Annotated in this window: 22 protein-coding genes, 1 tRNA gene and 1 pseudogene; 16 read left to right on the plus strand and 8 right to left on the minus strand. The window is 62.8% G+C overall.

Translation table 11 applies throughout. From position 1 onward, the window contains the following. The first annotated feature begins 170 nt into the window (after positions 1–170). From AB5Y89_RS18955 to yjjG, 3 genes are all read left to right on the plus strand, one after another. Positions 171–247: transfer RNA gene (locus AB5Y89_RS18955), tRNA-Met, on the plus strand. Between the two features lie 144 nt (positions 248–391). Then, complete coding sequence (locus AB5Y89_RS18960) at positions 392–1,876, plus strand: leucyl aminopeptidase family protein (RefSeq protein ID WP_368224280.1); 1,485 nt, start codon at positions 392–394, stop codon at positions 1,874–1,876. Between the two features lie 33 nt (positions 1,877–1,909). After that, the gene (gene yjjG, locus AB5Y89_RS18965) at positions 1,910–2,590 is read left to right on the plus strand and encodes a pyrimidine 5'-nucleotidase (RefSeq protein WP_010674855.1); all 681 of its coding nucleotides are present in this window, start codon (positions 1,910–1,912) and stop codon (positions 2,588–2,590) included. A 71-nt stretch (positions 2,591–2,661) separates the two neighbouring features. Here the strand turns inward: yjjG and AB5Y89_RS18970 are convergent, their stop codons facing one another. The 4 genes from AB5Y89_RS18970 to elyC form a co-directional block, all read right to left on the minus strand. Further along, positions 2,662–3,918: an amidohydrolase gene (locus AB5Y89_RS18970; RefSeq protein WP_201985422.1), complete on the minus strand. Its 1,257-nt coding sequence runs from the start codon at positions 3,916–3,918 to the stop codon at positions 2,662–2,664. Between the two features lie 1,308 nt (positions 3,919–5,226). Beyond that, positions 5,227–6,198: a 6-phosphofructokinase gene (pfkA, locus tag AB5Y89_RS18975; protein WP_010674852.1), complete on the minus strand. Its 972-nt coding sequence runs from the start codon at positions 6,196–6,198 to the stop codon at positions 5,227–5,229. Positions 6,199–6,341: 143 nt separating this feature from the next. Beyond that, positions 6,342–7,097 carry a triose-phosphate isomerase gene (tpiA, locus tag AB5Y89_RS18980; protein ID WP_029314576.1) on the minus strand — a complete coding sequence of 252 codons (756 nt, stop codon included), beginning with the start codon at positions 7,095–7,097 and terminating at the stop codon, positions 6,342–6,344. 135 nt (positions 7,098–7,232) lie between these two features. Beyond that, on the minus strand, positions 7,233–8,018 hold the full coding sequence (gene elyC / locus AB5Y89_RS18985; RefSeq protein ID WP_042863923.1) for an envelope biogenesis factor ElyC: 786 nt from the start codon (positions 8,016–8,018) through the stop codon (positions 7,233–7,235). A gap of 128 nt (positions 8,019–8,146) precedes the next feature. Between elyC and cmoM the strand changes: the two genes are divergently transcribed. The 8 genes and pseudogenes from cmoM to AB5Y89_RS19025 all read left to right on the plus strand — a co-directional run bounded on the left by cmoM (position 8,147) and on the right by AB5Y89_RS19025 (position 17,919). Continuing rightward, positions 8,147–8,923 carry a tRNA uridine 5-oxyacetic acid(34) methyltransferase CmoM gene (gene cmoM / locus AB5Y89_RS18990; RefSeq protein WP_010674849.1) on the plus strand — a complete coding sequence of 259 codons (777 nt, stop codon included), beginning with the start codon at positions 8,147–8,149 and terminating at the stop codon, positions 8,921–8,923. 114 nt (positions 8,924–9,037) lie between these two features. Continuing rightward, a complete protein-coding gene (gene mukF, locus AB5Y89_RS18995; protein WP_039040724.1) occupies positions 9,038–10,357 on the plus strand; it encodes a chromosome partition protein MukF in 1,320 nt (439 codons plus the stop codon). Beyond that, entirely contained in the window at positions 10,338–11,075 is a 738-nt protein-coding gene (gene mukE / locus AB5Y89_RS19000; protein ID WP_029314572.1) for a chromosome partition protein MukE, read from the plus strand. Before mukF ends, mukE begins: the two co-directional genes overlap by 20 nt. A gap of 45 nt (positions 11,076–11,120) precedes the next feature. Next, positions 11,121–15,548, plus strand: coding sequence for a chromosome partition protein MukB (gene mukB / locus AB5Y89_RS19005; RefSeq protein ID WP_368224281.1), 4,428 nt, complete (start codon positions 11,121–11,123; stop codon positions 15,546–15,548). Positions 15,549–15,697: 149 nt separating this feature from the next. Next, positions 15,698–16,084 carry a septal ring lytic transglycosylase RlpA family protein gene (locus AB5Y89_RS19010; protein ID WP_042017161.1) on the plus strand — a complete coding sequence of 129 codons (387 nt, stop codon included), beginning with the start codon at positions 15,698–15,700 and terminating at the stop codon, positions 16,082–16,084. Between the two features lie 288 nt (positions 16,085–16,372). Continuing rightward, the gene (locus AB5Y89_RS19015) at positions 16,373–16,846 is read left to right on the plus strand and encodes a cupin domain-containing protein (protein WP_039040728.1); all 474 of its coding nucleotides are present in this window, start codon (positions 16,373–16,375) and stop codon (positions 16,844–16,846) included. A 17-nt stretch (positions 16,847–16,863) separates the two neighbouring features. Then, positions 16,864–17,349: a GNAT family N-acetyltransferase gene (locus tag AB5Y89_RS19020; RefSeq protein ID WP_049636016.1), complete on the plus strand. Its 486-nt coding sequence runs from the start codon at positions 16,864–16,866 to the stop codon at positions 17,347–17,349. A gap of 265 nt (positions 17,350–17,614) precedes the next feature. Beyond that, positions 17,615–17,919 (plus strand): annotated as a pseudogene (locus tag AB5Y89_RS19025) (putative quinol monooxygenase). A 45-nt stretch (positions 17,920–17,964) separates the two neighbouring features. On the opposite strand, the gene AB5Y89_RS19030 reads toward AB5Y89_RS19025, so the two are convergent. Next, complete coding sequence (locus tag AB5Y89_RS19030; RefSeq protein ID WP_041215100.1) at positions 17,965–18,903, minus strand: LysR family transcriptional regulator; 939 nt, start codon at positions 18,901–18,903, stop codon at positions 17,965–17,967. Positions 18,904–19,211: 308 nt separating this feature from the next. Between AB5Y89_RS19030 and xapA the strand changes: the two genes are divergently transcribed. From xapA to AB5Y89_RS19055, 5 genes are all read left to right on the plus strand, one after another. Next, positions 19,212–20,039 (plus strand): xanthosine phosphorylase, encoded by an 828-nt coding sequence (gene xapA, locus AB5Y89_RS19035; RefSeq protein WP_139737410.1) that lies wholly within the window; start codon positions 19,212–19,214, stop codon positions 20,037–20,039. A gap of 25 nt (positions 20,040–20,064) precedes the next feature. Further along, entirely contained in the window at positions 20,065–21,324 is a 1,260-nt protein-coding gene (locus AB5Y89_RS19040; RefSeq protein ID WP_368224282.1) for a NupC/NupG family nucleoside CNT transporter, read from the plus strand. A 62-nt stretch (positions 21,325–21,386) separates the two neighbouring features. After that, the gene (deoC, locus tag AB5Y89_RS19045; protein WP_368224283.1) at positions 21,387–22,193 is read left to right on the plus strand and encodes a deoxyribose-phosphate aldolase; all 807 of its coding nucleotides are present in this window, start codon (positions 21,387–21,389) and stop codon (positions 22,191–22,193) included. A 47-nt stretch (positions 22,194–22,240) separates the two neighbouring features. Next, positions 22,241–23,155, plus strand: coding sequence for a DMT family transporter (locus AB5Y89_RS19050; RefSeq protein WP_368224284.1), 915 nt, complete (start codon positions 22,241–22,243; stop codon positions 23,153–23,155). A 38-nt stretch (positions 23,156–23,193) separates the two neighbouring features. Next, positions 23,194–23,685: a histidine phosphatase family protein gene (locus tag AB5Y89_RS19055; RefSeq protein WP_263308928.1), complete on the plus strand. Its 492-nt coding sequence runs from the start codon at positions 23,194–23,196 to the stop codon at positions 23,683–23,685. Between the two features lie 66 nt (positions 23,686–23,751). Here AB5Y89_RS19055 and AB5Y89_RS19060 read toward each other — a convergent pair whose 3' ends face one another. The 3 genes from AB5Y89_RS19060 to AB5Y89_RS19070 all read right to left on the minus strand — a co-directional run bounded on the left by AB5Y89_RS19060 (position 23,752) and on the right by AB5Y89_RS19070 (position 25,426). Further along, the gene (locus AB5Y89_RS19060) at positions 23,752–24,342 is read right to left on the minus strand and encodes a hypothetical protein (protein ID WP_263308929.1); all 591 of its coding nucleotides are present in this window, start codon (positions 24,340–24,342) and stop codon (positions 23,752–23,754) included. Positions 24,343–24,463: 121 nt separating this feature from the next. Next, on the minus strand, positions 24,464–24,667 hold the full coding sequence (locus AB5Y89_RS19065) for a hypothetical protein (protein WP_039040737.1): 204 nt from the start codon (positions 24,665–24,667) through the stop codon (positions 24,464–24,466). 123 nt (positions 24,668–24,790) lie between these two features. After that, positions 24,791–25,426: a LysE family translocator gene (locus AB5Y89_RS19070; protein ID WP_323956078.1), complete on the minus strand. Its 636-nt coding sequence runs from the start codon at positions 25,424–25,426 to the stop codon at positions 24,791–24,793. Positions 25,427–25,775: the final 349 nt, after the last annotated feature.

The raw sequence follows: 25,775 nt of genomic DNA on the forward strand, positions 1-25,775 counted from the left end.
GGGGTGGAGCAGCTCGGTAGCTCGTCGGGCTCATAACCCGAAGGTCGTCGGTTCAAATCCGGCCCCCGCAACCAACCATTTGTATCCATGGCAAGCGCATAGCGCTGCGGTGGGGACGAAGACAGCAAGAAGCAACTGCTCTGCTTTTTGTGGTGGCAATACAATTCGGACGCGGGGTGGAGCAGCTCGGTAGCTCGTCGGGCTCATAACCCGAAGGTCGTCGGTTCAAATCCGGCCCCCGCAACCAACTTCTGACTGCTTTTCTTCTGCATTACCTGTCTGATTCCCTCCAGCACCTGTTGCTTGCACACAATAATGTGTGTTTTTCCGATCCCTCTCGCCATTTGTTCGGTATCATCCTGCTTTCTGTTCATGGATGAGGCCGCACCCTGTGATGACCCCTTTTAGCTATTCTTCTCCCCAAATCACGATGCAGAACACCTCCCTCGCCGAGGTAATGGCAGGGCCGACTGCCGTCAAACTCCTGCTCATTGCCGACTCAGCGCGCGATACTCTGCTGGCGACGCCTCCCTTTGCCGCCGTGGCAACCCAGATAGCCCTGGGTCAGAAGGCCCCCTATTCCCTCGACGACAGTCAGGGGCTGCAACGGGTGATCTTCATGGATGCCCGCCCGGTCCTGGATCATCGGCTCTACAAGCAGGTGCGCAGCTGGGTGGGCTCGCTGGCGGGCCTCAAGGCGACGCACCTGGCGCTCCATCTGGAGGGCTTTGACGATGAGCATCGCGCCCAACTGGCAAGGGTGGTGCTCGCCTGCCTGCTCGCCGCCGATGTGACCCTGCCGACCCAGAAACGGAGTGAGGCGACAAGACCGGGTTATCAGCAGTTGCAACTTTCCCCCCCTTGCGAGCTGGACATGACCCGCCTGAGCGCAGAAGCCAAAGGCAACGGTCTGGCTCGCCACCTGGCAGTGCTGCCAGCGTCCGAGCTCAATGCCCGTCATTACCGGGCCTATGCCCGGGAGCTGGCGCAGCAGGAGGGGTGGCAGTGGCAGGAGTTTGATGAGACGATCCTGGCACAGATGGGGGCTGGCGCCTTCCTGGCGGTGGCCCGTGGTTCGGCGGACGGTCAGGCCGCCATCGTCAGGCTCAGTTACTGTCCGGCCAACCCGGTGCGCCGCGTCGCGCTGGTGGGCAAGGGGATCTGCCACGACTCCGGTGGCTACAACCTGAAAGTCGGTGGCAGCATGTATGGCATGCACCTGGACATGGGGGGCAGCGCGGTGGCCCTTGGCACGCTGCTGGCCATCAGCCGGGCGAAACTCCCCTTTGAGGTGCACTGCTGGCTCGCCATCGCCGAGAACCACATCGGCCCGCAGGCCTTCCGGCCCGGTGAGGTGGTGACTGCCCTCAACGGCACCACCATCGAAGTGGTGGACACCGACGCCGAGGGGCGCATGGTGCTGGCGGATGCCCTGACCCTGGCGGCTGGGGACAAGCCCGACTTGCTGATCGACTACGCCACCCTGACCGGCGCCTGCAAACGGGCGCTCGGCAGCCGTTACAGCGGCGCCTTCACCAACCGCCCCGAGTGGCTAACCACTCTGATAGCGCTGGGCCAGCAGAGCGGGGAGCGAGTCTGGCCCTTCCCCCTGGACGAGGATTACGATGACAACCTCGATAGCGAGTGGGCCGATCTGTTACAGTGCGCGCCGGGCGCCTCCCCGGATCACATCGATGCCGCCCGTTTTCTCACGCGCTTCGTGCCCGCCGAGCTTCCCTGGTTGCACCTCGACCTGAGTGGTTTTCGCAACAAGGGGGGCAATGGCGTGGTGGGCAGCGAGGTAACCGGCTTTGGTGTCAGGTTGACCCTGACCCTGCTCGACAGCCCTCTGGGGATGGGTGCGCCCGACGCATGACAACGTGGCCAAGCACAATCAATAAGGACAAACGTGAAACAAGCAAGCTATGACTGGGTGCTGTTCGATCTGGACGAAACCCTGCTCGATTTTCCGGTCGCCAGGGCGCTGGAGCGGACCCTGCAGATCTACGGCGTGGCGCCGACTCCCCCCAAGATGGCGGAGTACCATGCCCTCAACCAGCGGCTCTGGCAGCAGTACAACTCAGGGGAGATTGACGCCACCCACCTGCAGCAGACCCGTTTTTCGCTCTTTGCCGAGCAGGTCAACGTGGCGCCCATGGCGATGAACGAGACCTTCCTGCAGCAGATCATCGCCCTGAGCGTGCCGCTGGAGGGGGTGGAGGAGACCCTGCAGGCCCTGAAGAGCAAGGTCAGAATGGGGATCATCACCAACGGCTTCAGCCTGCCCCAGCGCGGGCGCCTCGACAAACTGGGCTGGAACAGCTGGTTTGAGCCTCTCGTTATCTCTGACGAGGTGCAGGTGACCAAGCCGGCGGCGGCCATCTTCCAGCATGCCCTGGCGCAGATGGGTCAGCCGAGCCCGGCGCGGGTGTTGATGGTGGGGGACAATCCCAAGACCGACATCGCCGGTGCCGCCGCCCAGGGGCTTGCCACCTGCTGGTACAACCCGGGGCGGGAGACAGGCCCGTGCGAGGCGACCCACGAGATCCACCACTTCGCCCATCTCTGTGCGATCGTGCTGGGAGAGTAGGTCCTCTATGCCCGCAAGGGTGTAAAAAAACAAGGCAGCCCATGGGCTGCCTTGTTTGCATCCGGCGTCTGCTAGCGGCCGAGGCGGGCGAGCAGCCAGGCCTCCAGCAAGGCCACTCCGGGGGCCAGCACGGCTTCGTCGAAGTCGAACTCCGGATGATGGTGGGGGGCCGCGAGGTTGGCTCCCAGGATGAGATAGGCGGCTTCGCCGCCGTGCTGCTGTACCCGCTCGATGAGGAAACCGGCATCCTCGCTGGCCCCGAAGCGGCGGGTGTGGATGGTATCAAGGGAGATCCCCTGTGCGAGAGGCACGATTTCCTCGATGAGGGCTGGGCTGTTCTCGATGCCGATCGCTTCCCCCTGTTTGCGGATGTGGTATGTCGCACCCTGCATCAGGGCCGCCCCCTCCACAATCTGCTGCACCTGATTGAACATGTAGTCGTTGAGGGCCGGCGTCGCGCCACGGGTCTCCCCCATCAGGCGGGCATGGCCCGGGATGACGTTGCGTCCACTGCCGCCGTTGAGCTGCCCCACGTTGATGCGGGTCATGCCGTCCCGATGGCGGGGAATGCCGAGCATGGCGGTGGTGGCCATGCAGGCCGCCGCCAGGGCATTGTGGCCCGCGTTGGGCTCGAGCCCCGCATGGGCGGCTTGCCCCATGAACTCCACGTCGAATTTGGTTGAACAGAGAAACTCGGTGGGGTTGACCACCAGCTCACCGCTGCTCGCGTGAATGCCGATGTGCAGTGCCAGCAGGGCGTCCACATCGTCGAGCTGCCCCCCTGCCGCGAGCGCCTTGCCGCCTCGGCAGCCCTCTTCAGCCGGCTGGAAGAAGAGCTTGATGCGGCCAGTGAGGCGATCGGCGAGGGCCGCGATCCGCTCGGCCAGCACCAGCCCGATGGCGGTGTGACCATCGTGGGCACAGGCGTGCATCCAGCCCGGGTTGGCGGAGTGCCAGCCTCCCTGGCCGGGCAGGTGTGACGCCTCCTGGCTCTCTTCGACCTCCACCGCATCGATATCGAAGCGAAACGCCAGGGTGGGGCCGGGGCGCCCGCTCTCCCAGAGTCCCATCACGCCGGTGAGTGCGTCGATCCGCGTCAGCCACTCCGGATGCGCCCCCTGGTACAGGGCACGGGCCTTCTGGGCCTCGACGTCTATTTCCCGTCCCATGATGAGGGTGCTGGCGAGCAGTTGATCCCCCAGCATGATGGAGAAACCGAGTTCACTGAGGTGTTGGGCGATGAGGGTGGTGGTGCGAAATTCACACCAGGCGGCTTCGGGGTGACGATGAAGGTCGCGGCGCCAGTGGCGCAAGGCATCCTGAGTCATGGTGGTTCCTGCGTGGCAAATCCAGCGGCCATTGTGACGGGCAGGGGGGCAAGAGTAAATCCCGCAGGGGGAGATGCGACAAGGGGAGCCCGGGCTCCCCTTGAAAGATGGCATGGATGTCGACGAGGTCGTTTTGTGCGCGCAGATCGCGCTCAATGATGGCTTGGCATCATCCTTTGCCAGAGCGCGTCAAAAACCCATGTTGCAGTCTGTTTTTTGAACCACCCCTCTGGTGGTAGAGGTGGCAGATGGCTGATTGACCGACTTAGAGCTGTGCCAGCGACGGCATGGAGACGGCAACCAGAGTGAAAAACACGGTGAAAACGGCGGTAACTACGAACTCTTTCATGATTTTATCTCCCTTGGTTGGCTCATGATGGAACCAAGATACCACAATAGAACGATAAAACAACGAAAAATGTAATTATGAGGCGAAAATGGTTTGGCGGTGAAATATGGCTGTATTTTTCCAAGTTTAAGGGTATTTTTTGTCCTGGAAAGGGTCTCATGGTGATACCAGTGAAAGGGGTTGTATATAAAGCCTTTAAATACATTGAGTTATGTTGTTTTTGTGACCCTCCCCTTGGTGGTTCCGATTGGCGTCTTTGTGGTGATCTCCATTTTTAGTCAGCAAAATGGCCTGCGGGATGCGCCGATTGGTGTCGCCATAGGGAGGTTGGTGGCTGTCAGCCAGGTTTTGTCATTCCATGTCATGTTTTCTCACGACTTGTGTCCTAACCCCAGTCTGCAAGGCTGTTGCCAGCCAGGGTTATCCAATGAAGGCTCAATTTTCTGCTCATCCCAAACAGGCTGGGAGCAAAAAAAGTACGGAAAAACGACAAAAGGGCCGCCAAAGGAGCATGGAAGGGAAGGGGGAAGGCGGGAAAATGGGGGGTCGATCTTCATGGGGCCTTGGGTGGCCGGAAGCCCCGTTTTTCGCTGTTTTCTTGGGGGGGCGAGCCACCGGGCCCGCGCGCAGGGGAAGCGGGAGATATCGTCGGCCCACCCGGGTGGCTATATGGCGCCAGTGTGATGGGGTGAAGGGCAGGGGAGGCATGGCGCAGGGCCGTGGCACTGCGGCACCAAGGCCTTTATCCATACCCGTCGCGAACAAGGTGAGCAAGCAGAAACGCGGGGGAAAGAAGTAAAGGAGAAGGTCATGGGATCAGAGGCTCAGGGCCGCCGGGCAAGGGGTAAGAGATGGCGACAGTGGCCAGTGGAAAGTCGGGCCCCCGCAGAGGGAGAAGGGAGTGAGGAGCCCGCATAAAAAAACCCTCCAGAGGAGGGTTTTTTGTCAGACCACAGCCTTTAGAACAGGGTGGTGGAGAGATCGTACAGCTCCTGGTTGAACGGGCGCTTCAGGTTCTCGATGCAGTCGATGATGTCGTGGTGCACCATCTCGTTGCCCTGAATGCCGACGCAGCGGCCACCCTGGCCCGCCAGCAGTTGCTCGACGGCGAAGGCACCCATGCGGCTGGACATGATACGGTCACGGGCAGTGGGAGAACCGCCACGCTGGATGTGACCCAGGATGGTGGCGCGGGTTTCGCGGCCGGTCATGGCCTCGATGTCTTTTGCCAGGGCGTTGACGTCGGTGACGTGCTCGCAGATGGTGATGATGGCGTGCTTCTTGCCCTTGGCTTCCCCTTCCTTGATCTGTTGCAGCAGCTTCTCCTTGTCGAAGGCCACTTCCGGCACGATCACGTACTCGGCACCACCGGCAACAGCGGCAGACATGGCCAGATCGCCGCAGTGGCGGCCCATGATCTCGACCACGGAGATGCGGTGGTGGGAGCTGCAGGTGTCGCGCAGGCGGTCGATGGCGTCCACGACCACGTTCAGGGCGGTGTCAAAGCCGATGGTGAAGTCGGTACCGGCGATGTCGTTGTCGATGGTGCCCGGCAGGCCGATGCAGGGGAAGCCCTCTTCGGTCAGCTTCTTGGCACCCATGTAGGAGCCGTCACCGCCGATGACCACCAGGGCATCGATGCCGTGTTTCTTCAGGTTTTCGACCGCTTCGGCACGGACTTTCGGATCCTTGAAGGCGGGGAAACGGGCGGAGCCGAGGAAAGTACCGCCACGGTTCACGACGTCGGAGACGCTGTGACGCTCGAGCTTGACGATACGGTCCTGGTGCAGACCGAGGTAGCCATCATAGATGCCGTAAACTTCCAGGCCATGATGCAGACCGGCGCGCACCACGGCGCGGATGGCTGCGTTCATACCCGGTGCGTCACCACCACTGGTCAAAACACCAATACGTTTGATTTGTTTGGTCATGAGTGCCTCTGGATCTGAGTTGTCGAAAATCAAGATTCTGAAAAATACGGCTGGCCGTTTTTACTATATCGGCTTTCCTATGGCGAGAGGGTCCATAGGAAAGCGATATGCAAAGAGGGGCGGGGCCCCTCTTTGCTTGGCGCTTACTTGGCGGCGCCAGCGATGATCTGGGAGAAGTCGTCCACTTTCAGGGACGCGCCACCCACCAGGCCACCGTCGATGTCCGGCTGGCCGAACAGGTCGGCAGCGGTGGCGCCAGTCACGGAGCCGCCGTACAGGATCTGTACCTTGGCAGCCACGGCTGCATCAAAACCGGCCAGGTATTGACGGATGTGAGCATGAACGGATTGTGCGATCTCCGGGGTGGCGGTCTTGCCGGTGCCGATGGCCCATACCGGCTCGTAAGCGATGACGGCGTTCTCGAAGGAGGCGATGCCGCAGCGATCGATCACGGCCTTGAGCTGGGTCTCGACCACCTGGTTGGTGGTACCGGCTTCGAACTGGGCCAGGGTTTCACCGATGCACAGCACGGGGATCAGGCCGCCCTTCTGGATGGCTTCGTACTTGGCAGCCACCACGTCGTCGGTCTCTGCGTGAAGGGTACGACGCTCGCTGTGACCGACCAGGGAGTAGGTGCAGCCGAAGGCTTTGAGCATGGAGGGGGCGTTTTCGCCGGTGAAGGCGCCGGACTCGTGAACGTCGGCGTTCTGGGCACCGTAGGCGATCTTGCTGCCGGCGGTCAGCTGTTCAACCAGACCCAAAAAGATAACCGGCGGGCAGACGGCCACTTGCACGGAAGGATGAGCGGCAGCGGCCGGGGTCAGTCCTTTGATCAGGGCTTCTACAGAAGCCTTGGTGCCGTTCAGTTTCCAGTTACCCATTACCAGGTGCTGTCTCATCTTCTATATCTCCTAGGCATTTGATTGCGCAACATTATATGAATTGAACCGAGCCCAAGATAGCTGACCCGGCGGCAAATGACGTAATTTTTTTTCGCTTTCCTGATCCAAATCAGGAATGCAAGGCGCGATTGCTCACTCGGTGACCTGCCCACGCAAACGGGCCCACCATACCCCAATCCACTCGTGAATGGCAGCCTCGGAATACATCAGATAACGCCCCTTGGGGAGGTAGCTGTAGAGGGGTTGCGGCTCCTGACTCTGCTTGGCGGTGTAATCGGTGGGAGCCGGCACCGCATCGAGTCCCTGACTGCGATAGAGGGCCATGGCCCGGGGCAGGTGGGTGGCCGAACTCACCAGCGCCACCCGCTTGCCGTTGAGGTGGGCGGCGATGCTGACCGCCTCGTCATGGGTGTCTTTGTTGTTTTCAAACAACGTCATGCGCGCACGCGGGATGCCAAGGCTTGCCGCCATGCGGGCGTTGACCTCGGCGTTCGACAGGGGATCCCCGGCCACGGCGCCGGAGAATACCAGCTCGGCCTCTGGATAGGCCAGGGCCAGGCGAACCCCTTCCAGGGTGCGCGCCAGGGAGATGTTGTTTTGCCAGGCGCGCTCTGGGATGGCCGGATCGCTCACATGACCGTTGCCCAGCACGACGATGGCCTGGATGTCAGGATGCTGGCTCACCTCGAAGGGGGGATAGGTCTGCTCCAGGCTGCGGGCCAGCTCGTAGCTCACCGGCCGCGTCCCCATCAGGGCGATGATCACCAAGGAGAGGGTTGCCAGCAGCCTGCCGCTTTTTTGAAAGCGGGTGAACCAGAGCAGCACGAGCGCCAGCACCAACAAGGAGAGAGAGAAGGGGAGCGGCATCAACAGATGGCCCAGCCATTTCTTGATGACAAAGAAGTTGAGCTCGAACACGACAGACACGTCCTTGAGTTTTCAGCAAATTCGGGATGTGACAGAATACCCCTCTTTTTTCCTGTGGCCCAATCCTGTGTGGTTCCTCCTGCGGCCCTCATGGCGGGGCGGTCGAAGATGAGTGTGTCTTGAAGCAAGATCAGAGTTTTGACGGGCGCGCGGACAAGTTCGCTCGCAACATTTACGACTCCACCAAGGGGCGCATTCGCACCACCATTGTCTGGAGTGACATCGAAGCCTGCCTGGCGCGCCTGGGCAACCGGCCGCTGCGCATCCTGGATGCCGGCGGCGGCTTTGGCTACTTCGCCCAGAAACTGGCGGCCATGGGCCATCAGGTGGAGCTGTGCGATTTGTCGGCAGAAATGCTGGATCTGGCCCGGGAGCAGATCGCCCAGAAGGGCTTGGAAGACAGAATTCGTCTCATCCATTGCCCCATTCAGGAGCTCAAGCAACACGTGACCGGCACCTTCGATCTGGTGCTCTGTCACGCGGTACTGGAGTGGCTCGCCGAGCCGCGCCAGACCTTGCTGGGTCTGTTCCCTTTCGTCAAGGCAGGGGGCATACTGTCGCTGCTTTTTTACAATCGTCACGGTCTCCTGTTCCAGAGCCTGGTGGTGGGCAATTTCGACTATGTGCGCCTGGGCCTTCGCAAGAAACGCCAGACAGCCCTGACTCCCACCAATCCCCAGTTGCCAGAGCAGGTCTATGACTGGATAGGCCGGGGGGGATTGCGGATCATCGGCAAGACCGGGGTACGCGTCATCCACGACTACATGCGCCACAAGCAGGATCAGGTCGAGAAGTTCGAGGACCTGCTGGCCATGGAGCAGCAATATTGCCGCCAGGAGCCCTTTGTTTCCCTGGGGCGCTACATCCATGTGATGGCCCAGAAACCGGCCGGTTGAGACACACCGGCGTGAATACGATGCGGGATCCAGCCGCCGGGGCGCCACCGACCCCGGCCTATATCACCACGGCGGGCAAAGACCTGCCGACTATAACAACGAGATGATAACGTCATGATGAGTACATCCCGTACCCTGCCAGAGACGGTGGGATGGGTCAGACAGGAGGGGTTGGCGCTGAACCTCCCCACCGACAGGCTGGCCTTTCTGATAGCGATCAAGACGCTCTCCGAGGACGAGTCTGATCTCTCGGAGGCCGCGCTGCACGATGCCTTTGGCTATGTCAGCAGTGCCTTCGGCCAGATGGACGAGACCCTCACCGGTCGCGCCAACAACGCCATCAACGATCTCATTCGCCAGCAACTGCTGTCGCGTTTCACCACCGACATGGTGGCGGGGGAGAGCCTCTACCGCCTGTCACGCCTTGGCATGAGCATCGTCGATTTCTTCATGGATCAGCGCCAGGTAGACTCCATCAAGCTCTCCATCCTGCTCGAGCACCTGGCGGCCGAGCTCGACACCGCCCGCAAGGCGGCGCTCGAGACCAACACCCGGGAGCAGTGGGACGCCGAGGTGCTGCCGCGCCTCTCCTTCTCCCTGGAAGAGACGCTCGGGCGAATCGATCTCACCCAGCGCGCCATGGACGAGCAGCAAAACCAGGTCAAGAGCGAGATCGCGGCCCTGCTGACCCAGAACTGGGTCGATGCCATCCACAGCTGCGAGAAGCTCCTGCACGAGACCGGCCAGACCCTGCGCGAGTTGCAGGACACCCTGGACGCCGCCGGCCACCGCCTGCAGGCGGGGCTGCTCAACATTCAGGAAGCGGCCCAGGGGCGTGATGATCTGTTCCACGTCGAGGAGCTGACCCACGCCCTGCAGGGGCGTCTGGACGTCATCACCGCCTGGGGCCAGCAGTGCATCGAGCTCTGGTCCCGTTATGACAGGCACGTCCACAAGTTCATCCGCAACGCCATCGACATGGACAAGAACCGCGCCTTCAGCCAGCGGCTGCGGGAATCCATCCGCAACTTCGAGCAGCACAGCTGGTTGTTGCGGGTGGCCGAAGAGCCCCGTTTGCTGGAGCTGCGGGATGAAACCATCGCCATCCACGACGAGGAGGTGACCGGCGAGGTGCCCCTCGAGATGGAGTACGTGGAGATGGTGGACATCAACCAGGAGCTGGCGGAGCGCATCGAGCGCTACCTGGCCCGCTACCCGGAGCAGGGAGATCGGCTGGATCTTGCCGACGTGCTGCGGGAATACCTGCTGGACTACCCGGCCCATGCCCACTTCGACGTGGCGCGCCTCCTGATCGATCAGGCCGTGCGTCTCGGTCATGCCAGCGGTGAGCGCGAGCACCACCGCCAACCCGCATGGAAACCCATCAACCAAGCTGGATCCAAGGTTCAGGCCTATGTCATCGATCAATACTGAATTCCCCTTGCCCCTGCGGCTCGCAGAGGCTATCGCCAATCCCTTGTTTCCGCGCATCGATACCGCCCTGCGCTCCGGTCGCCACATCAGTGCCGACGAATTCGAGCAACACTCTGCCCTGGTGGAGTACCACCAGGAGCTGGAGATCTTCTACGGCCGCTATCAGGTGGAACTCATCAAGGCGCCGGAAGGCTTCTTCTACCTGCGTCCGCGCCCGAGCGCCGACATCGGTACAACAGTGTTATCTGAGCTCGATATGCTGGTGGGCAAGGTGCTCTGCTACCTGTTCCTGAGCCCGGACAGGCTCGCCTCTGAAGGGGTGTTCGCCATGGGCGAGCTGCAAGAAGAGGTGCTGAGTCTGGCGGACGAGAAACAACTGCTGCGCATGGTCAACAGCCGCTCCGGCGGCACGGATCTGGACAAGAAGAAACTCCTCGAGAAGATCCGCACCTCCATGCGTCGCCTCAAGCGCCTCGGGATGATCACCCCCCTTGGCAACAGCGACAAATTCCGGGTCAACGAATCCGTGTTCCGCTTCGCCGCCGATGTGCGCTCCGACGAGGATCCCCGCGCGGTGCAACTGCGGATGATCCAGGAAGGGGAGGCCATTTTCCACGACGACGAGATGCCGAGCAGCGATTCCCTGTTCGAGGATATCGAAGAGGATCTGGACGAAGAGCAGCTGGAGCTGGAGGTGGAAGATGATCTGCAACGTTAATGTGCCGGCACTGATGGTGTCTGCCGGTTTGATGGAGAGTGTGGCGTGAGAGGCAAATTCAAATCCCTGACCATGGTCAACTGGAACGGCTTCTTCGCCCGCACCTTCGATCTCGACCAGCTGGTCACGACCCTGTCCGGCGGCAACGGCGCGGGCAAGTCTACCACCATGGCGGCCTTTATCGCGGCCCTCATTCCCGACCAGTCCCTGCTCCATTTCCGTAACACCACGGAGGCGGGCTCCTCCAGCGCGTCCCGCGACAAGGGGCTCTACGGCAAGCTGCAGCGAGGCCACTGTTATTCGCTGCTGGAAGTGATGAACAGCCGCGAGCAGCGGATCTGGGTCGGCGTCCACCTCGAACAGGTGGCCAACCGTGACAACAAGGTCAACATCACCCCGTTCGCCCTGGTGGATGTGCCCGAGCACCTGGCGCCCACGGATCTGCTGCTGGAGAAGCTCGACGACGGCAAGGGCCGGGTACGTGCCTTCGCCGATCTGAAGGGGGCGGCAGCGGAGCTTGGCGCCATCAAGGTCGCCAAGTTCAATACGGTGACCGATTATCACAACTTCATGTTCGAGTTCGGCATCACCCCGAAGAAACTGCGGGATCAAAAGGATCGCGGCAAGTTCTATCGCCTGATCGAAGCCTCCCTCTACGGCGGTATCTCGTCTTCCATCAGCCGCTCCTTGCGTGAATACCTGCTGCCGGAGAACTCCGGGGTACGCAAGGCGTTCCAGGACATGGAGGCGGCCATCTACGAGAACCGCCGCACCCTGGAAGCCATCAAGGAGACCCAGGGTCAGCGGGATCTCTTCAAGAACCTGATCACCGAGACCACCCACTATGTGGCCGCGGAGTATGTGCGGGGCGCTGCCGAGAAGAGCCGCCTCTCCGAGCTGGCCCTCAAGGCACGCTCTGAGCTCGCTGGCAAACGCCGCCTGCTGGCCGAGGAGAAGCAGCGCGCCATCTATCTGGCGGACGAGGTGGATCAGCTCACCAACCGCGAGAAGCTCCTGACCGACGAGCTGGAGTCCGCCGCCGAGCACCTGGCCAAGGTGATGGCCGCCGTGGCGCTGCAAAAGAAGATTGCCCTCTATCGCGCCGATCTGGCGGAGCTCAACGACAAGCTGGAGCAGCAGCAGGCGGTGGTGGAAGAGATCCACGGCCAGTTGCTGGAAGTGGAAGAGCGCAAGGAGCTGGCCCAGGCAGAGGTAGACAGCCTCAAGACCCAGCTGGCCGACTACCAGCAGGCGCTCGATATCCAGCAGACCCGCGCCATCCAGTACCGTCAGGCGGTGCAGGCGCTGGAGACGGCCCGCGAGCAGTGCGAGTTGCCGGGGCTCGAGCCTGAGCAGGCGAGCGACACCCTGCATCAGTTCCGCGCAGCCGAGCAGAGCCTCACCAGCCGGGTGCTGGGGGCCGAGCAGCAGTTGGCGCTGGCCAAGGCGGCGGTGGCCGAACACGAAGCGGCGCTGGCGCTGCTGCTCAGCATCGCCCCCGAGACAGTGCGCGAGGCTGCCTGGCCTACCGCGCAGGGGCTGCTCAAGCGCCACATCGAAGACAAGGCCCGCATTGCCCAGGGGCAGGGTCTGCGCGTCGCCCTGGCTCGCCTCGAGAAAGAGAGCGAAAGCCAGAAGACCCTCTTGCGGCTGCGAGACGAGCTGGCCCAGGCGTCTGGTCAGCACATTGCCAGCCAGGACGAGCTGGAGATCTTCCTCGAAGCCCAGCGCACCCGCCAGGAGGAGCTCTCCGAGCAGCAGGCAGAGGCCAATCAGCGCCGCGCCAGCCTCGAGCATCAGGGCACTCAGCTGGGCCGCGATATCGCGGAATTGACCAAGCTGGCCCCGCGCTGGCTCAAATCCTTTGAAAAACTCGAGCAACTGCGCGAGCAGAGTGGCTTGGCCTTGGCCACCGCCGAAGAACTCTCTTCCGGCATGCAGAGCGTGCTCGACAAGGAGCGGGAGTTCGAGCAGGAGAGCAACCGCATTCAGGGCCAGAAACAGGCGCTGGAGATGCAAATTCGCAACCTGCAGCTGGGTGCCGGCGAGGCGGATCCCCGTCTTGCCCGCATCGCCGAGCAGGTGGGGGGCGTGCTGCTCTCCGATGTCTATGACGACATCTCCATCGACGATGCCCCTTACTACTCCGCGCTCTACGGCCCGGCTCGCAGCGCCCTGGTGGTGCTCGACCTCGAAGGCGCCATCGAGCGGCTGAAAAAGCTGGAAGATTGCCCGGAAGATATCTACCTCATCCAGGGCAACCCCGACTCCTTTGACGAGGATCTGGTGGAAGCGGATGAGCTGGGGGACGCCGTGCTGGTGCGCACCAGCAAGCGTCAGGTGCGCTTCTCCCGCTACCCCGAGCTGCCGCTCTTTGGCCGCGCCGCCCGGGAAAAACGGATCGAGCAGCTCGATCTTGAGCGGGAAAACCTCATCGAGGGCTACGCCAAGGCCGCCTTCGAGCAGCAGAAGTACCACCGTCTCTACGGGCATTTTCGCGACTTTATCGGCCAGCATCTGGATATCGCCTTCCGCCCGGACCCCGAAGCCGAGGTGCAGGCCAAGCAGCACGAGCAGCGCAAGCTGCAAGAAACCATCGCCGAGTGCGACAAGCAGCTGAGTGATGCCAAAGCCGCCGCCGCCCAGCTGACCCGCCATATCCAGCTGGTGCAGGGGATGCTGCCCTTTGCCCACCTGTTTGCCGAGGCAGACCTGGCGGCCCGCCTCGAGGCGGCTCACGCCGACGTGGAGGCGCTTAAAACAGCCGAAGCCTTTATCGCCAAGCACGGCAAGGCGTTGGAAAAACTGGAAACCATGGTGCAGGTGCTGCGCCAGGATCCCCAGGATTTGGCTGCCCTGCAGGCGGCCTTTGACGAGGTGAGCGACCTGCTGGCCGAGCAGAAGCGCCGTTGCTACGCCCTCGATCAGCTGGTGGCCCGTCTGCCGCACTTTGCCTATCAGGATGCACAAGATCTGCTGGGCAAGGCGTCCGAGATGAGCGAGCGACTCAAAGAGAAGCTCAAGGCGGCAGAGCTTGCCGCCCGCACCGCCGGTGAGCAGCACAAGCAGATCACCCAGCGCCACACCGAGGCGCTGCAACTGCGCACGGCGCTCGATTCCAGCGCCTCGGCCAAGGGGCAGACCCTGGCGGAGTTCGAGCAGGAGCTGGCGGCCATGGGGCTGACCCTGTCGGATGACATGGAAGAGAAGGCCCGTGCCCACAAGAAAGAGATTGAAGAGCTGCTTATCCGCACCCGGACCCGCCGCACCAGCGCCGAGGCCCAGTTGCAGGTGTGCAAGCGCGAAATCGAATCCCTTGGCGGTCGTCTCAAGCTCGAAGGCAAGGATTACTACAGCGCCCGCAAATCCCTGGTGGGTCACAAGGCGAGCTGGTCGCGGGTGGTGCGTCTGGCACGGGAGACCGACGTCGAGAAGCGTCTGAACAAGCGCGAGCTGGCTTATCTTGACAGCGACGAGCTGCGCTCCATGTCGGACAAGGCCCTCGGCGCCCTGCGGGTGGCGGTGGCCCACGACGAGGCCCTGCGCGATGCGCTGCGTCTGTCGGAAGGCAACCGCAGCACCGAGCAGAAGGTCGCCTTCTACGTGCAGGTCTACCGTTACCTCAAGGATCGCATCCGCAACGACATCATCCGCTCGGACGATCCGGTGGAAGCCATCGAGGAGATGGAGATCGAGCTGGCGCGCCTCGCCGACGAGCTCAAGCAGCGGGAAACCCATCTGTCCCTCTCCTCCCACGAGGTGGCGGCCAAGATCACCAACATCATCCGCCGGGAGCAGAACCGCATCCGGGTATTGAACCAGGGCCTGCAGAACATCGCCTTCGGTCTGGTGCGCGGGGTGCGTCTCAACGTCAATATCCGCGAGGCCCACACTCGCCTCCTGACCGCGCTCGCCGATCAGAGCGCCATGCACAACGATCTCTTCGCCGACAAGGAGCTCAGCTTCTCCGAGGCCATGGCCAAGCTCTTCCAGCGTCTCAACCCGCAGGTGGAGCAGGGGGAGCGCAACTATCAGGTGATGGGGGACGTGCTGCTGGATTATCGCAACTACCTGGAGCTGGAGATCGAGGTGCAGCGCGGGGCCGACGGCTGGCTGCGGGCCGAGAGCGGCGCCCTCTCCACCGGCGAGGCGATCGGCACCGGTCAGGCCATCCTCTTGATGGTGCTGATCAGCTGGGAGGAGGAGTCCCGCCGTTTGCGCGGCAAGGACATCGCTCCCTGCCGCTTGTTGTTCCTGGACGAAGCGGCGCGGCTTGATGGCAAATCCATCGCCACCCTGTTCGAGCTGTGCGAACGCCAGGACATGCAGCTGCTTATCGCCGCGCCGGAGAACATCAGCCCCGAGAAGGGCACCACCTACAAGCTCATCCGCAAGGTGCAGGGCAAGCACGAACATGTGCATGTGGTGGGGCTGCGCGGCTTTGGCTTTGCCGACGACAAGCTCATCGCCTGACATCTTCCCCTGACAGGGGCTGACGGGTGAACACACAAACGGGAGGCTTGGGCCTCCCGTTTTCCATGGGAAATATGAGAGAGTAGGCCCCTGTTAACGGAAGCCCGACTGGCGATGCCGGTCGCTCTGTCCCATCGAGGAAGCAACGCATGACGACGCGACAAAAAGGGCTGCTGGCCTCCCTGTGCCTGCTGCTGGCCGCCTGCAGCAGCCAGCCTGATGCAGGCAGTGCGGGCAACTGGCGAGGCTATACCCAGACGGGGCTCGCCTCCTATTACGCCGATCGCTACCACAACAAGCGCACCGCCAGCGGGGAGCCTTACCAGCGCCACGCCAACACCGCCGCCCACATGACACTGCCCTTTGGCGCCCTGGTGAGGGTCACCAACCTGGCCAACGACAAGAGCGTGGTGGTGCGGGTCAACGACAGGGGCAATTTCCCCCGCGGGCGCATCATCGATCTTTCCAGGGCGGCGTTCAGCGCCATCGGCAATCCCCGATCCGGGCTTATCAAGGTCAGGATTGAGGTGCTCTAGTCACCGGGTCTGCATGTACTGGTGCCCCTCCATACCCGGGCCGCTGGAAGAGGATGCTTCCCAGTGATCACGGGCCATCTTCTTCATTCCATTGGTGATGTCGCCGACGCGGCTTCCCATTTTCCGGTGTGCCATTAAGATAGCCAAACGAAAAACAGGGCGTCTTTGCCATCTGGCGGCAACCGGGCATGACATGGTGTGTGAGACCCCCCTTCAACCCCCTGCCCATGTTTTGCCGCTAAGGAGCAGGCTATAAAGTGAGACGTCATTCACAGGGAGGATCAGAACATGACTGATAAACGCGCCATTCAGGCAACGGCCATCCCCGAGCACAAGGCAAAGTCCCTCTATCCGGAGCCCTTTGCCTCCCTGGTCAAGCACCGCACCCGGCGCAGGCTGGGGGATCATTTCGGCCTCGCCAATTTCGGGGTCAATCTGACGACCCTGGCACCGGGGGCCATCTCGGCTCTCAAGCATCATCACGGCCTGCAGGACGAGTTCGTCTATGTGCTCTCGGGCAATCCCACCCTGCGCCACGGGGAGGAGGAGTACCGGATGTCGCCGGGGGAGTGCATCGGCTTCAAGGGGGGCAGCGGCCTGGCCCACCAGTTGCTCAACCACGGTGAGGTGGACGCCGTCTATCTCGAGGTGGGGGACAGGCTGCCAGGGGACACCGTCGACTATCCCGATGACGATCTGGCCCTGGTACAGGGGGCCGATGGCGCCTGGTCAGCCAGACACAAGGATGGCAGCCCCTACTAGGGGCGCCTCTTCGCGCAATGAGAGAGACCTCCATGGTGTTCAGCCCCTTTTCTGCTGTCAGGGCAGAGGATTTTCTGCCGCTGCTCAACGACGAGACGCTGCGAAAGCACCTGATCCCTCACCCGCTTTTCGATGTGGCCGGGGTGCGCGACTGGATGGCGTACAAGCTGGGAGTCGACGCCCGGCCAGGTTGTCGCGTGCGCGCCATCTTCCTCGACGGCACCCTGGCGGGGTGGTGCGGTATCCAGCCCGATGACGAGGGGGTGGAGCTTGCCATCGTGCTCGCCAAGGCCGGCTGGGGAAGCGGCGTGGCGATTTTCAACGAGATGATGGGGTGGGCGAGGGAGCTTGGCCATCGGACGATACTCTTTCACTTGCTGGATACCCGCCCGCCTTATCTGTCCCTCGCCAGACGGGCCATCTGGGTGAGGAAAACGCGCCTGGGCGAACACCCTTTCACCACCTATTGCCTTGACGTTGAACGTTGGTCTGCAGGCCCTTAGCCTGGACCAGGGGGCCACAAGCCGTGCCGCCTCCTGGCGGGTCCCGTTGCCACCCTTTGCGCCATGATCCCTCCCGCTCGTTTGTTCCTCCGTGCACGGCGTGGTTATCCACCCCGTTGAACACAGTGTTCATTCTGCCCCCCTATATGGCCCCCACCGTCCTGCCTACACTGGGCAACGTCTGATGGGGGCGCATCCGGCAGTATAAATCGCTGTCCAGGTTGCACTCTCTGGCGTGTTGACGATGTACAACGGAGAAAACTGGATGAAAAAAGAGACAGACAAACTGGTATCGATCGCGGTGCTCAAGGCCCGTGACGGCATGCGAGAGCGCCTTCGCGATGCCCTACCTTGATTGGCCCCACTCGCCAAGAGCCAGGCAACCTCGATTACGTGCTGTTCGAGTTGAAGGATGAACCCGGTACCTTCTACATGCGGGAAGCCTTCGTGAGTCAGGCCGCCCTGGATGCCCACTGTGAGACCGCGTATTTCCAGGCTTTCGCTCGCCAGGCGGACGAACTGCTGGCCGAACCCCTTCGGCTTGTCTTCATGGAAGAAGTGAGCCCCTGATCCTTGCCGCAGAGCCCGATGATCCCCTCATCGGGCTTTTTGCCTTCAGCCTCGCTCCGGCAGGTTCATCTGCTCGCTCATGGTGTCGATGAAGTGGCGGATGGCGGTGGTCGTCGGCTGCCCGGCCAGGGGCGGAGCATGGAGCACGCAGAGATCGGCGGGGATCCCCTGCTCGAGGCGGATGAAGCGCACGTGGGGCCACTTCTGGCGGGCGTAGCTCGCGGGCACAAGGGCCACCTGCTGGCTGGTGGCCACCACTGCCATCAGGGTATTGGGCTCCACCACCTCCTGACGCAGGCGGGGGTAAAAGCCCTCCACTAGGCAGGCGTTGATGATGAGATCCGTGGAGGCGGAGTTGGCACGGCTCATCAGCACGAAGGGCTCTGCGGCGAGTTCAGGGAGGGAGACCCGCTTGCGATCCCGCAGGGGATGCTCGTCCGATACCACCAGTACCATGGACTCCCGATAGACAGTCTCGGCCTGCAGCGGGTGGATGTTGAGGGTGTCGGCGAAGCGGGCGAGGCCGATGTCTATCTCCTTGCTGGCCAGCGCCTGCTTCTGGCGCTCGGGGGAGAGCTCGGTGAAGGAGATCTCGCACTCGGGGTGGCGCTGGTGACACTGGCGGATCACCTCGCCAAAGCCGGCCCAGAAGATGGAGCTGACCAGCCCGATGCGGATCTGGTTGCGCTCCATGCGCCCCGCCTGCACCACCCGGTTGAGGCCGCTCTCCAGCACGTCGAACAGGCGATCGCATTCGGCCTGCAACAAGCGCCCTGTGGGGGTCAGGTTCACCTGGCGGGTGTGGCGCTCAAACAGGGTCACCCCCAGCAGGGATTCGAGTTCCTTTATCTGGGCGCTGAGCGGCGATTTGGAGACATTGAGCCGCAGGGCTGCCCGGCTGAAGTGGCCCTGGCTGGCCACTTCATGGAAGTAACGCAACATCTTGAGGGTGACGCGATCGCGCCATTGGTTGTCCGGGAACATGGTCTCTCCAGGCTTTAAGGGTGAGATCGCCGTCAAAGTTCGGGCACGGGAATGGCGGGGCAGGGAGGCGGGTCCCTCCTGACAGCGCGATCCGCATCACATCGGTTTTCCCCCTCCGGCGACCCGTTTGACGGAGAAATGGCATGAAGCAGCGGTTTTTGGGCCATTTCGGGTGCGTCATTACCCCATTATGTCGGTCATTGTGTTGTATATCGGGATAATCAGGCCGATTTTAGCGATTTTTGTCGTCCAATGCCTTCCCTAGAGTGAGCGTCATGTCTCATTCACAGCCTCAAGAGGTACAACTCATGCAACACGATCCCGTACTCAACGCCGTCGCCACCATTCTTGCCCGCAAGCCGGGGTTTGCCCCCCGCGCCGCCATGATCCTGGGCTCCGGCCTCGGGGTGCTGGCCGATGCGCTGGAAGAGAAGGTCACCATTCCCTACGAGGAGCTGGAGGGCTTCCCGGTCAGCACGGTGGCCGGTCACAGCGGCGAGCTGGTGCTCGGCAAGCTGCACGGGGTGGATGTGGTCTGCATGAAGGGGCGCGGCCACTACTACGAACACGAGACCATGAAGGTGATGACCACCCCAGTGCGCACCTTCAAGCGCCTGGGCTGCGAGCTGCTGCTGGTAACCAATGCGGCCGGCTCGCTGCGCCCGGAGCGGATCGGGGTCGGCTCCCTGGTCATCTTCAACGATCACATCAACACCATGCCGGGCACCCCCATGACGGGCGCCAATGACGAGGCCTACGGCCCGCGCTTCTTCAGCCTGGCCAATGCCTATGACAAGGCATTGCGCAGCGAGGCGCTGGCGCTGGCCGAGCAGGAGGGGATCGCCGTCAATCAGGGGGTGTTCGTCTCCTACAGCGGCCCCTGTTTCGAGACCGCGGCCGAGATCCGCATGATGCAGATCATCGGTGGCGACGTGGTGGGGATGTCGGTGGTGCCCGAGGTGGTCAGCGCCGCCCACTGCTCGCTGCCGGTGCTGGCCATCTGCGCCATCACCAACATGGCGGAGGGGCTTGGCGACGTGCAGCTCTCCCACGAGCAGACCCTCAAGTGCGCCAAGCTGGCGGAAACGGACTTCATCCGCCTCATCAACGCCTTCATCCAGCACCACTTCCAGTAAGCAGGAAACGACCAGGAGGTCAGTTATGTTTGCAGCAGGATTTCTCGGTATGGCGGCGCTGCTCCTCATCGCCGTGTTCGCATCGACCAACCGCAGGGCCATTCGCCTGCGCACCGTGGGGCTGGCGCTGGCCTTGCAAGTCGCCATCGGCGCTCTGGTGCTCTATGTGCCGCTGGGACGCCGGGAGCTGGAGGGGATGGCCCACGGGGTCGAGGCGGTGCTGGCAAGCGGCAAGGCGGGGATCCACTTCCTGTTTGGCAACCTGGTCAACTTCTCGGTAGAGGGCATCGGCTTCGTGTTTGCTCTCAACGTGCTGCCCCTGGTGGTCTTCTTCTCGGCGCTCATCGCCGTGCTCTACTACCTCGGCATCATGCAGGTGGTGATCCGCATCATCGGCGGCGCCATGGCGCGGCTGCTTGGCACCTCCCAGACCGAATCCATGTCGGCGGTGGCCAACGTCTTCGTCGGCCAGAGCGAGGCCCCGCTGGTGGTCAAACCCTACATGCCCAGGATGAGCGATTCGGAGTTCTTCGCCGTCATGTGCGGCGGCATGGCCTCGGTCTCCGGCACCGTGCTGGCGGGCTACGCCATGATGGGAGTGGACATGCAGTACCTGCTGGCGGCCTCCTTCATGGCGGCGCCTGGCGGGATCCTGTTTGCCAAGCTGATCATCCCCGAAACCAGCCAGCCGGATTACGTCTTTGACAACAGCATCCAGTTTGATGGCAAGAAGCCGGAGAACGTGCTGGCAGCGGCAGGCGAGGGTGCCAGCAGCGGCCTCAAGCTGGCGGCGGCCATCGGCGCCATGCTGATCGCCATGATTGGTCTGGTGACCCTGGTCAACACCCTGCTGGGCGGGGTGGGGGAGATGGTGGGCATGCCGCTCTCCCTCGAGCTCATCCTGGGCTGGATCTTCTCGCCGCTCGCCTTCCTGCTCGGGGTACCGCTGGCGGACATCGGCATCGCCGGCGCCATGATCGGCAAGAAGCTGGTGGTGAACGAGTTCGTGGCCTACAGCGATCTGGCGCCCTACCTGAAAGACGCCAGCACGGTCACCGCCGCCGGTCTGCAGGTGCTGGAGGAGAAGTCCAAGGTGATCATCAGCTTCGCCCTGTGTGGCTTCGCCAACCTGGCCTCCATGGGGATCCTGATCGGTGGCCTCGGCACCCTCTGCCCGTCGCGCACCGACTTCATCGCCCGCTACGGTCTGCGTACCGTGCTGGCGGCCACCTGCTCCAACCTGATGAGCGCCGCCATCGCCGGTGTCTTCTTCTCCCTCGCCTGAGTCTCTCACCCTTTGTTTCGGGGCGCTGCGGCGCCCCTCTCTTATCCCGACAGGAGCTATTTATGAACGACGTGACTGCTTTTGAACCTGCCTGCGCCACCACAGAGGCGGCCATCCGGGCCATCCACTTGATGGATCTCACCAGCCTCAACGACGATGACCACGACGCGCGCATCATCGCCCTCTGCCATCAGGCCCGGACCCCTGTCGGCACCACCGCTGCGGTGTGCATCTACCCGCGCTTCGTGGGGCTGGCCAGGCTCACCCTGGCGGCTCAGGGCACCCCCGAGGTCAAGGTTGCCACCGTGGTCAACTTCCCCCACGGCGACGATGATCTGGCAACCGTGTTGGCCGAGACCCGCGCCGCCCTCGCGGATGGCGCCGACGAGATCGACCTGGTGATCCCCTGGCGTGCCTTGATGGCCGGGGACGAGGCACCCGCCCGGGCGCTGGTGCGCGGCTGCAAGGCGTTGTGCGGCGCCCGGGTGCTCAAGGTGATCATCGAATCCGGCGAGCTGCAGGATCCTGCGCTTATCCGCGTGGCCTCCCTGCTTGCCATCGAGGAGGGGGCCGACTTCATCAAGACTTCCACCGGCAAGGTGGCGGTCAATGCCACCCCGGCGGCGTGCCGCACCATGCTGGCGGCCATCGCCGAGTGCGGTGTGCAGGATCGGGTGGGGTTCAAGGCGGCGGGCGGGGTGAAAAGCGCACGGGAGGCGGCGGAGTATCTCGCCATGGCGGCCGCACTCTTTGGCGAGGAGTGGCTGGTGGCCGAGCGGTTTCGTTTCGGTGCTTCCAGCCTGCTTGGCCAGTTGCTGGCAACCCTGGGCGAGGGCAAGCTGTCCCCTGCGACCGACCACAGTTATTGATCTCTTCCGTCGGCGCCTGCGGGCGCCCTTGCTGACAGGTGTATCCCATGTCTTTACTTCCCCATGTTGCAAAGGCCCACGGCAAGGTGTTGCTGTTCACCCTGCTCATCAGCCTCTCGTTTCCCATCGGCAGCGCCCTCACCGCGGTGCTGGACCCGCTGGTGGTCACCTGGGTGCGCTACCTGCTGGCCTCCCTCATTTTCGTCGGGGTGCTGGGGTATCAGGGGGTGCTGGTGCAGCCTTCCCTGCGGGATCTGGGGCGCTACACTCTTATCTCGCTGCCGGCCCTCTGCTACTTCGTCGCCATGTTCGTGGCATTGCAGGAGACCAGCGCCCTCGATGCCAGCGCACTCTACACCACGGTGCCGCTGATCAGCGCCCTGGCCGGCATGGTGATCTTGCGCCGCGCCATCGGCTGGGGAATGGGGCTGGCCCTGCTGGGGGGCATGGTGGCTGCGGCCCTCATCATCTTTCGCGGCGATCTGGGATTGGTGGCGAACCTCAGCCTCACTCCCGGCAATCGCATCTACCTGTTCGGCTGCGTGGCCATGGCCCTCAACCCCATCCTGATCAAGCGCTGCTATCGGGGGGAGTCCTTCCTCCACCTGACCGGCTGGACCCTCATCTGCGCCACTGTGCTGCTCACCCCGATGGCGCTGCCCGGATTGCTTGAAACCGACTGGAGCCGGGTCTCCCTGCCGGTGGGGCTGGGACTTGGCTATCTGGCTCTCTTTGCCACGGCGCTGAGCTTCTTGTTGTTCCAGCAGGGAAGCGTGGCGCTGCAACCGGAACAGGTGTCAGCCTATACCTACCTCATCCCGGTAATGGTGCTGCTCACCGGCATGCTGACCGGGGAGACAGTACACTGGGAACAGGTAGGCTGGGGGGTAGGGGGTGTGCTGCTGACCATGATGGTCATGGTGCTGCTGCCCCTTCATGCTGGCAAACGTGGGGCGGTCTGAGGGGCTGCCTGTGGCCCTGATCAACCAGGGAGTGCGTCATGAGAAGAACCCTGATCCTGGTACGCCATGGCAAGTCGAGCTGGGAGGACGCGTCTTTGTCTGACCGCGCTCGTCCGCTGGCGGCGCGCGGGCTGCGCGATGCGCCCCTGATGGGGGCTCGTCTGGCGCGCCTGGGGGTGAAGCCCGATCTCATCCTCTCGAGCCCCGCCTGCCGGGCTATGACAACCGCCCGGCTGCTTGCCGCAGAGTTGGGTTATTCCCCGAACCGCATCGCCATCGACGAGGGCCTCTACGAGAGCGATGCCGGGACCCTTCTCGGGGTGGTGGGGGCGCTTTCAGATGCTCTCGCCTGCGTGCTGCTGGTGGGCCATGACCCTGCCTTCACCGACCTGGCTCATGGCTTTTCCTCCGGTATCACTCGCATGCCGACCTGCGCCGTCGCCCGCTTCATCTTCGACGCCCCCTCCTGGTCGGCGCTCCCGTCCTGCTCGCCGGTGGTGGCCGTGCTGGACTTTCCGAAGAAAGGGTAGAGGGGGGGCAAGCAGGCAGAAATGACAAGGGGAGCCGCGGCTCCCCTTGTCGGGATGGTGACGGGGTCATTTGGCCGCGATGGGCCCCTTGGTGCCCGCGTCGTTGTCGACCCAGCCATCTTCTCCCTTGAGGCGGCGATCCCCCTGGATGGTGTAGATGACCATCCCCTCCTTGAACACCAGGGCGCCGTCGGATTTCCTGGCACTGACCTGCTTGTCGTTGACCCACACCTGATCCTTGTCATCGATGCGGATGTTCGCGACAGTGGCGCCCGTCTCGGGGAAGGTGGCGACCCAGTTGCCGGTGTAGGGGCTGGCGCTGGCCGCTGCGGGGGCGGCGCCAAATCCGGCGGCGGCGTTCTCGGCCTTGCTCTTGTTGATGTCACAGCCGCTAAGCTCGCTCACCTGGGTACAGCCTGAGCGCTCCAGCTTCTGCTCATAGCTCATGTTCAATCCGCCTTCGTCGGCCGGGGCGGCGGTGCCAAATCCTGCCTTGGCGTTTTCCGCCTTGCTCTTGTGAATATCGCAGCCCTGGGCTTCGGTCACCTGGGTGCAGCCGGAGCGTTCCAGCTGCTCGGCGTATTTGTGGTTGATGGCGTGAACCTGGGCGCTGCCCAACAGGGTGAGGGTCAGGATGAGCGCGGTCTGTCTGAACATGATCAATACCTCTGGCAATGGGTCATTCGGGCTTGCTGCTCCCTGGGCGGCAAGGGGTTTGCGTTGGCGAGCTGCAGCCCTCTCTCACCATAGCAGGAGGGAGCGAAAGACGATGTCTGCGTCAGCTCTGGGGGATGCGGACCCCCTTGTCGAGGTAGAGGCTGCTGTAGTGGGCGCGGTGGGTGACGAACATCACCTGATGGCGACTGCCATCGGAGAGAATGATGAAATCACCGGCCTGTGCCGGGCTTTGCAAGCGGATCTCGTGTTCGGGGGCCGTCAGCTTGTCGGCCTCCTCCCGGAAGGTGAGGGTGTAGGAATACATATGGCTCTCCACCGCAGGCTCATATACAGACACGCCTACAACTCTAGCCCCGGTAGCCGGGATCCGCGGCGCCCAAGCGGCGCCGATGGTGCAGATAATGTCAGCCGCGGTGAGGCACAGGGATCAGGGACGACCACTGAGCAGGATGGCGCCGCCCAGGGTGATGAAGAGCCCGCCGGTGATGCGGCCAACGAGGCGCTCGCCGCGACCTGGCTTGAAGTAGCGACCGGCGCGCCTGGCCAGGGCGACATAGCACAGATGCACCAGGCTGACGATGGCGCAGATGGTCAGGTACATGGTGATGAACTGCAGCGTCAGCGGACTCTGGTGATCGAGGAACTGGGGCAGCAGGGCGCAGAGGAAGACGATGGTCTTGGGGTTGCTGGCGGAGACCAGAAAGGCTTCTCGCAACAAGGAGAGGGTGGTTCTGGTGCGTCCCCGCGCGGTGGAGGGAGAGAGCCTTTGGCCACCGGTATTGGCCGCGCGCAGCGCCTTGTAGCCCAGATACACCAGGTAGCCACCCCCCGCCAGCTTGAGTGCGACAAAGAGGGGAGGCAGGGTTTGCAGCAGGGCCCCCACCCCCATGGCGACCAGACCGATGAGGATGGCCTGGCACCCCAGGTTGCCGAGGATACTGACAAGGGCGGCGCGCCAGCCGTGTTGCAGACCGTTCTTGACCACCAGCAGCACATTGGGGCCAGGAGTCAGGGTTGCCAGCAGATAGGCCAGCGCAAACAGCATCCAGGTATTCGGGTTCATGAGCAGATCCTTGGCGTCAAAGCTGGCATGATGCCAGCCTCTTTGACGAGCCGTCCAGCGGCGTCTCTCCCGGCCCCGAAGAGGATCCAGGCGAGAGCAATCAGGTGCAGCATGGTCTGCGGCTGGAAATGCAATAGGCAAGGATATGTATAGAAAAACCGCCATCAGGCGGTTTTATGGTTGTCAGCCCCTATTTCAGGGCTTTTTTCAGCTTCTTGATCTTGCCTTCGTGCTTGGCGATTTTCGCCTGGCGGGCGGCGATCTTCTTCTTGATCTCTTTCTTGCTGGCCATGGGGCGGCTCCTTGGTCTCGTGGGCGCCATGGGGATCAGGGTGCCCGGGGTCTTTCC

Source organism: Aeromonas sp. s4, from assembly GCF_040907855.1.
Taxonomy (GTDB): domain Bacteria; phylum Pseudomonadota; class Gammaproteobacteria; order Enterobacterales; family Aeromonadaceae; genus Aeromonas; species Aeromonas caviae.

What these genes read in the sequence shown, in the direction of transcription:
- mukF (WP_039040724.1), top strand. Translation starts at nt 9,038, where the DNA reads ATGATGAGTACATCCCGTACCCTGCCAGAGACGGTGGGATGGGTCAGA.
- AB5Y89_RS19030 (WP_041215100.1), bottom strand. Translation starts at nt 18,903, where the DNA reads ATGTTCCCGGACAACCAATGGCGCGATCGCGTCACCCTCAAGATGTTG.
- AB5Y89_RS19060 (WP_263308929.1), bottom strand. Translation starts at nt 24,342, where the DNA reads ATGTTCAGACAGACCGCGCTCATCCTGACCCTCACCCTGTTGGGCAGC.
- AB5Y89_RS19070 (WP_323956078.1), bottom strand. Translation starts at nt 25,426, where the DNA reads ATGAACCCGAATACCTGGATGCTGTTTGCGCTGGCCTATCTGCTGGCA.
- AB5Y89_RS19050 (WP_368224284.1), top strand. Translation starts at nt 22,241, where the DNA reads ATGTCTTTACTTCCCCATGTTGCAAAGGCCCACGGCAAGGTGTTGCTG.
- AB5Y89_RS19020 (WP_049636016.1), top strand. Translation starts at nt 16,864, where the DNA reads ATGAGAGAGACCTCCATGGTGTTCAGCCCCTTTTCTGCTGTCAGGGCA.
- AB5Y89_RS19055 (WP_263308928.1), top strand. Translation starts at nt 23,194, where the DNA reads ATGAGAAGAACCCTGATCCTGGTACGCCATGGCAAGTCGAGCTGGGAG.
- AB5Y89_RS19065 (WP_039040737.1), bottom strand. Translation starts at nt 24,667, where the DNA reads ATGTATTCCTACACCCTCACCTTCCGGGAGGAGGCCGACAAGCTGACG.
- deoC (WP_368224283.1), top strand. Translation starts at nt 21,387, where the DNA reads ATGAACGACGTGACTGCTTTTGAACCTGCCTGCGCCACCACAGAGGCG.
- xapA (WP_139737410.1), top strand. Translation starts at nt 19,212, where the DNA reads ATGCAACACGATCCCGTACTCAACGCCGTCGCCACCATTCTTGCCCGC.
- AB5Y89_RS18970 (WP_201985422.1), bottom strand. Translation starts at nt 3,918, where the DNA reads ATGACTCAGGATGCCTTGCGCCACTGGCGCCGCGACCTTCATCGTCAC.
- tpiA (WP_029314576.1), bottom strand. Translation starts at nt 7,097, where the DNA reads ATGAGACAGCACCTGGTAATGGGTAACTGGAAACTGAACGGCACCAAG.
- AB5Y89_RS19015 (WP_039040728.1), top strand. Translation starts at nt 16,373, where the DNA reads ATGACTGATAAACGCGCCATTCAGGCAACGGCCATCCCCGAGCACAAG.
- mukE (WP_029314572.1), top strand. Translation starts at nt 10,338, where the DNA reads ATGTCATCGATCAATACTGAATTCCCCTTGCCCCTGCGGCTCGCAGAG.
- pfkA (WP_010674852.1), bottom strand. Translation starts at nt 6,198, where the DNA reads ATGACCAAACAAATCAAACGTATTGGTGTTTTGACCAGTGGTGGTGAC.
- AB5Y89_RS19040 (WP_368224282.1), top strand. Translation starts at nt 20,065, where the DNA reads ATGTTTGCAGCAGGATTTCTCGGTATGGCGGCGCTGCTCCTCATCGCC.
- AB5Y89_RS19010 (WP_042017161.1), top strand. Translation starts at nt 15,698, where the DNA reads ATGACGACGCGACAAAAAGGGCTGCTGGCCTCCCTGTGCCTGCTGCTG.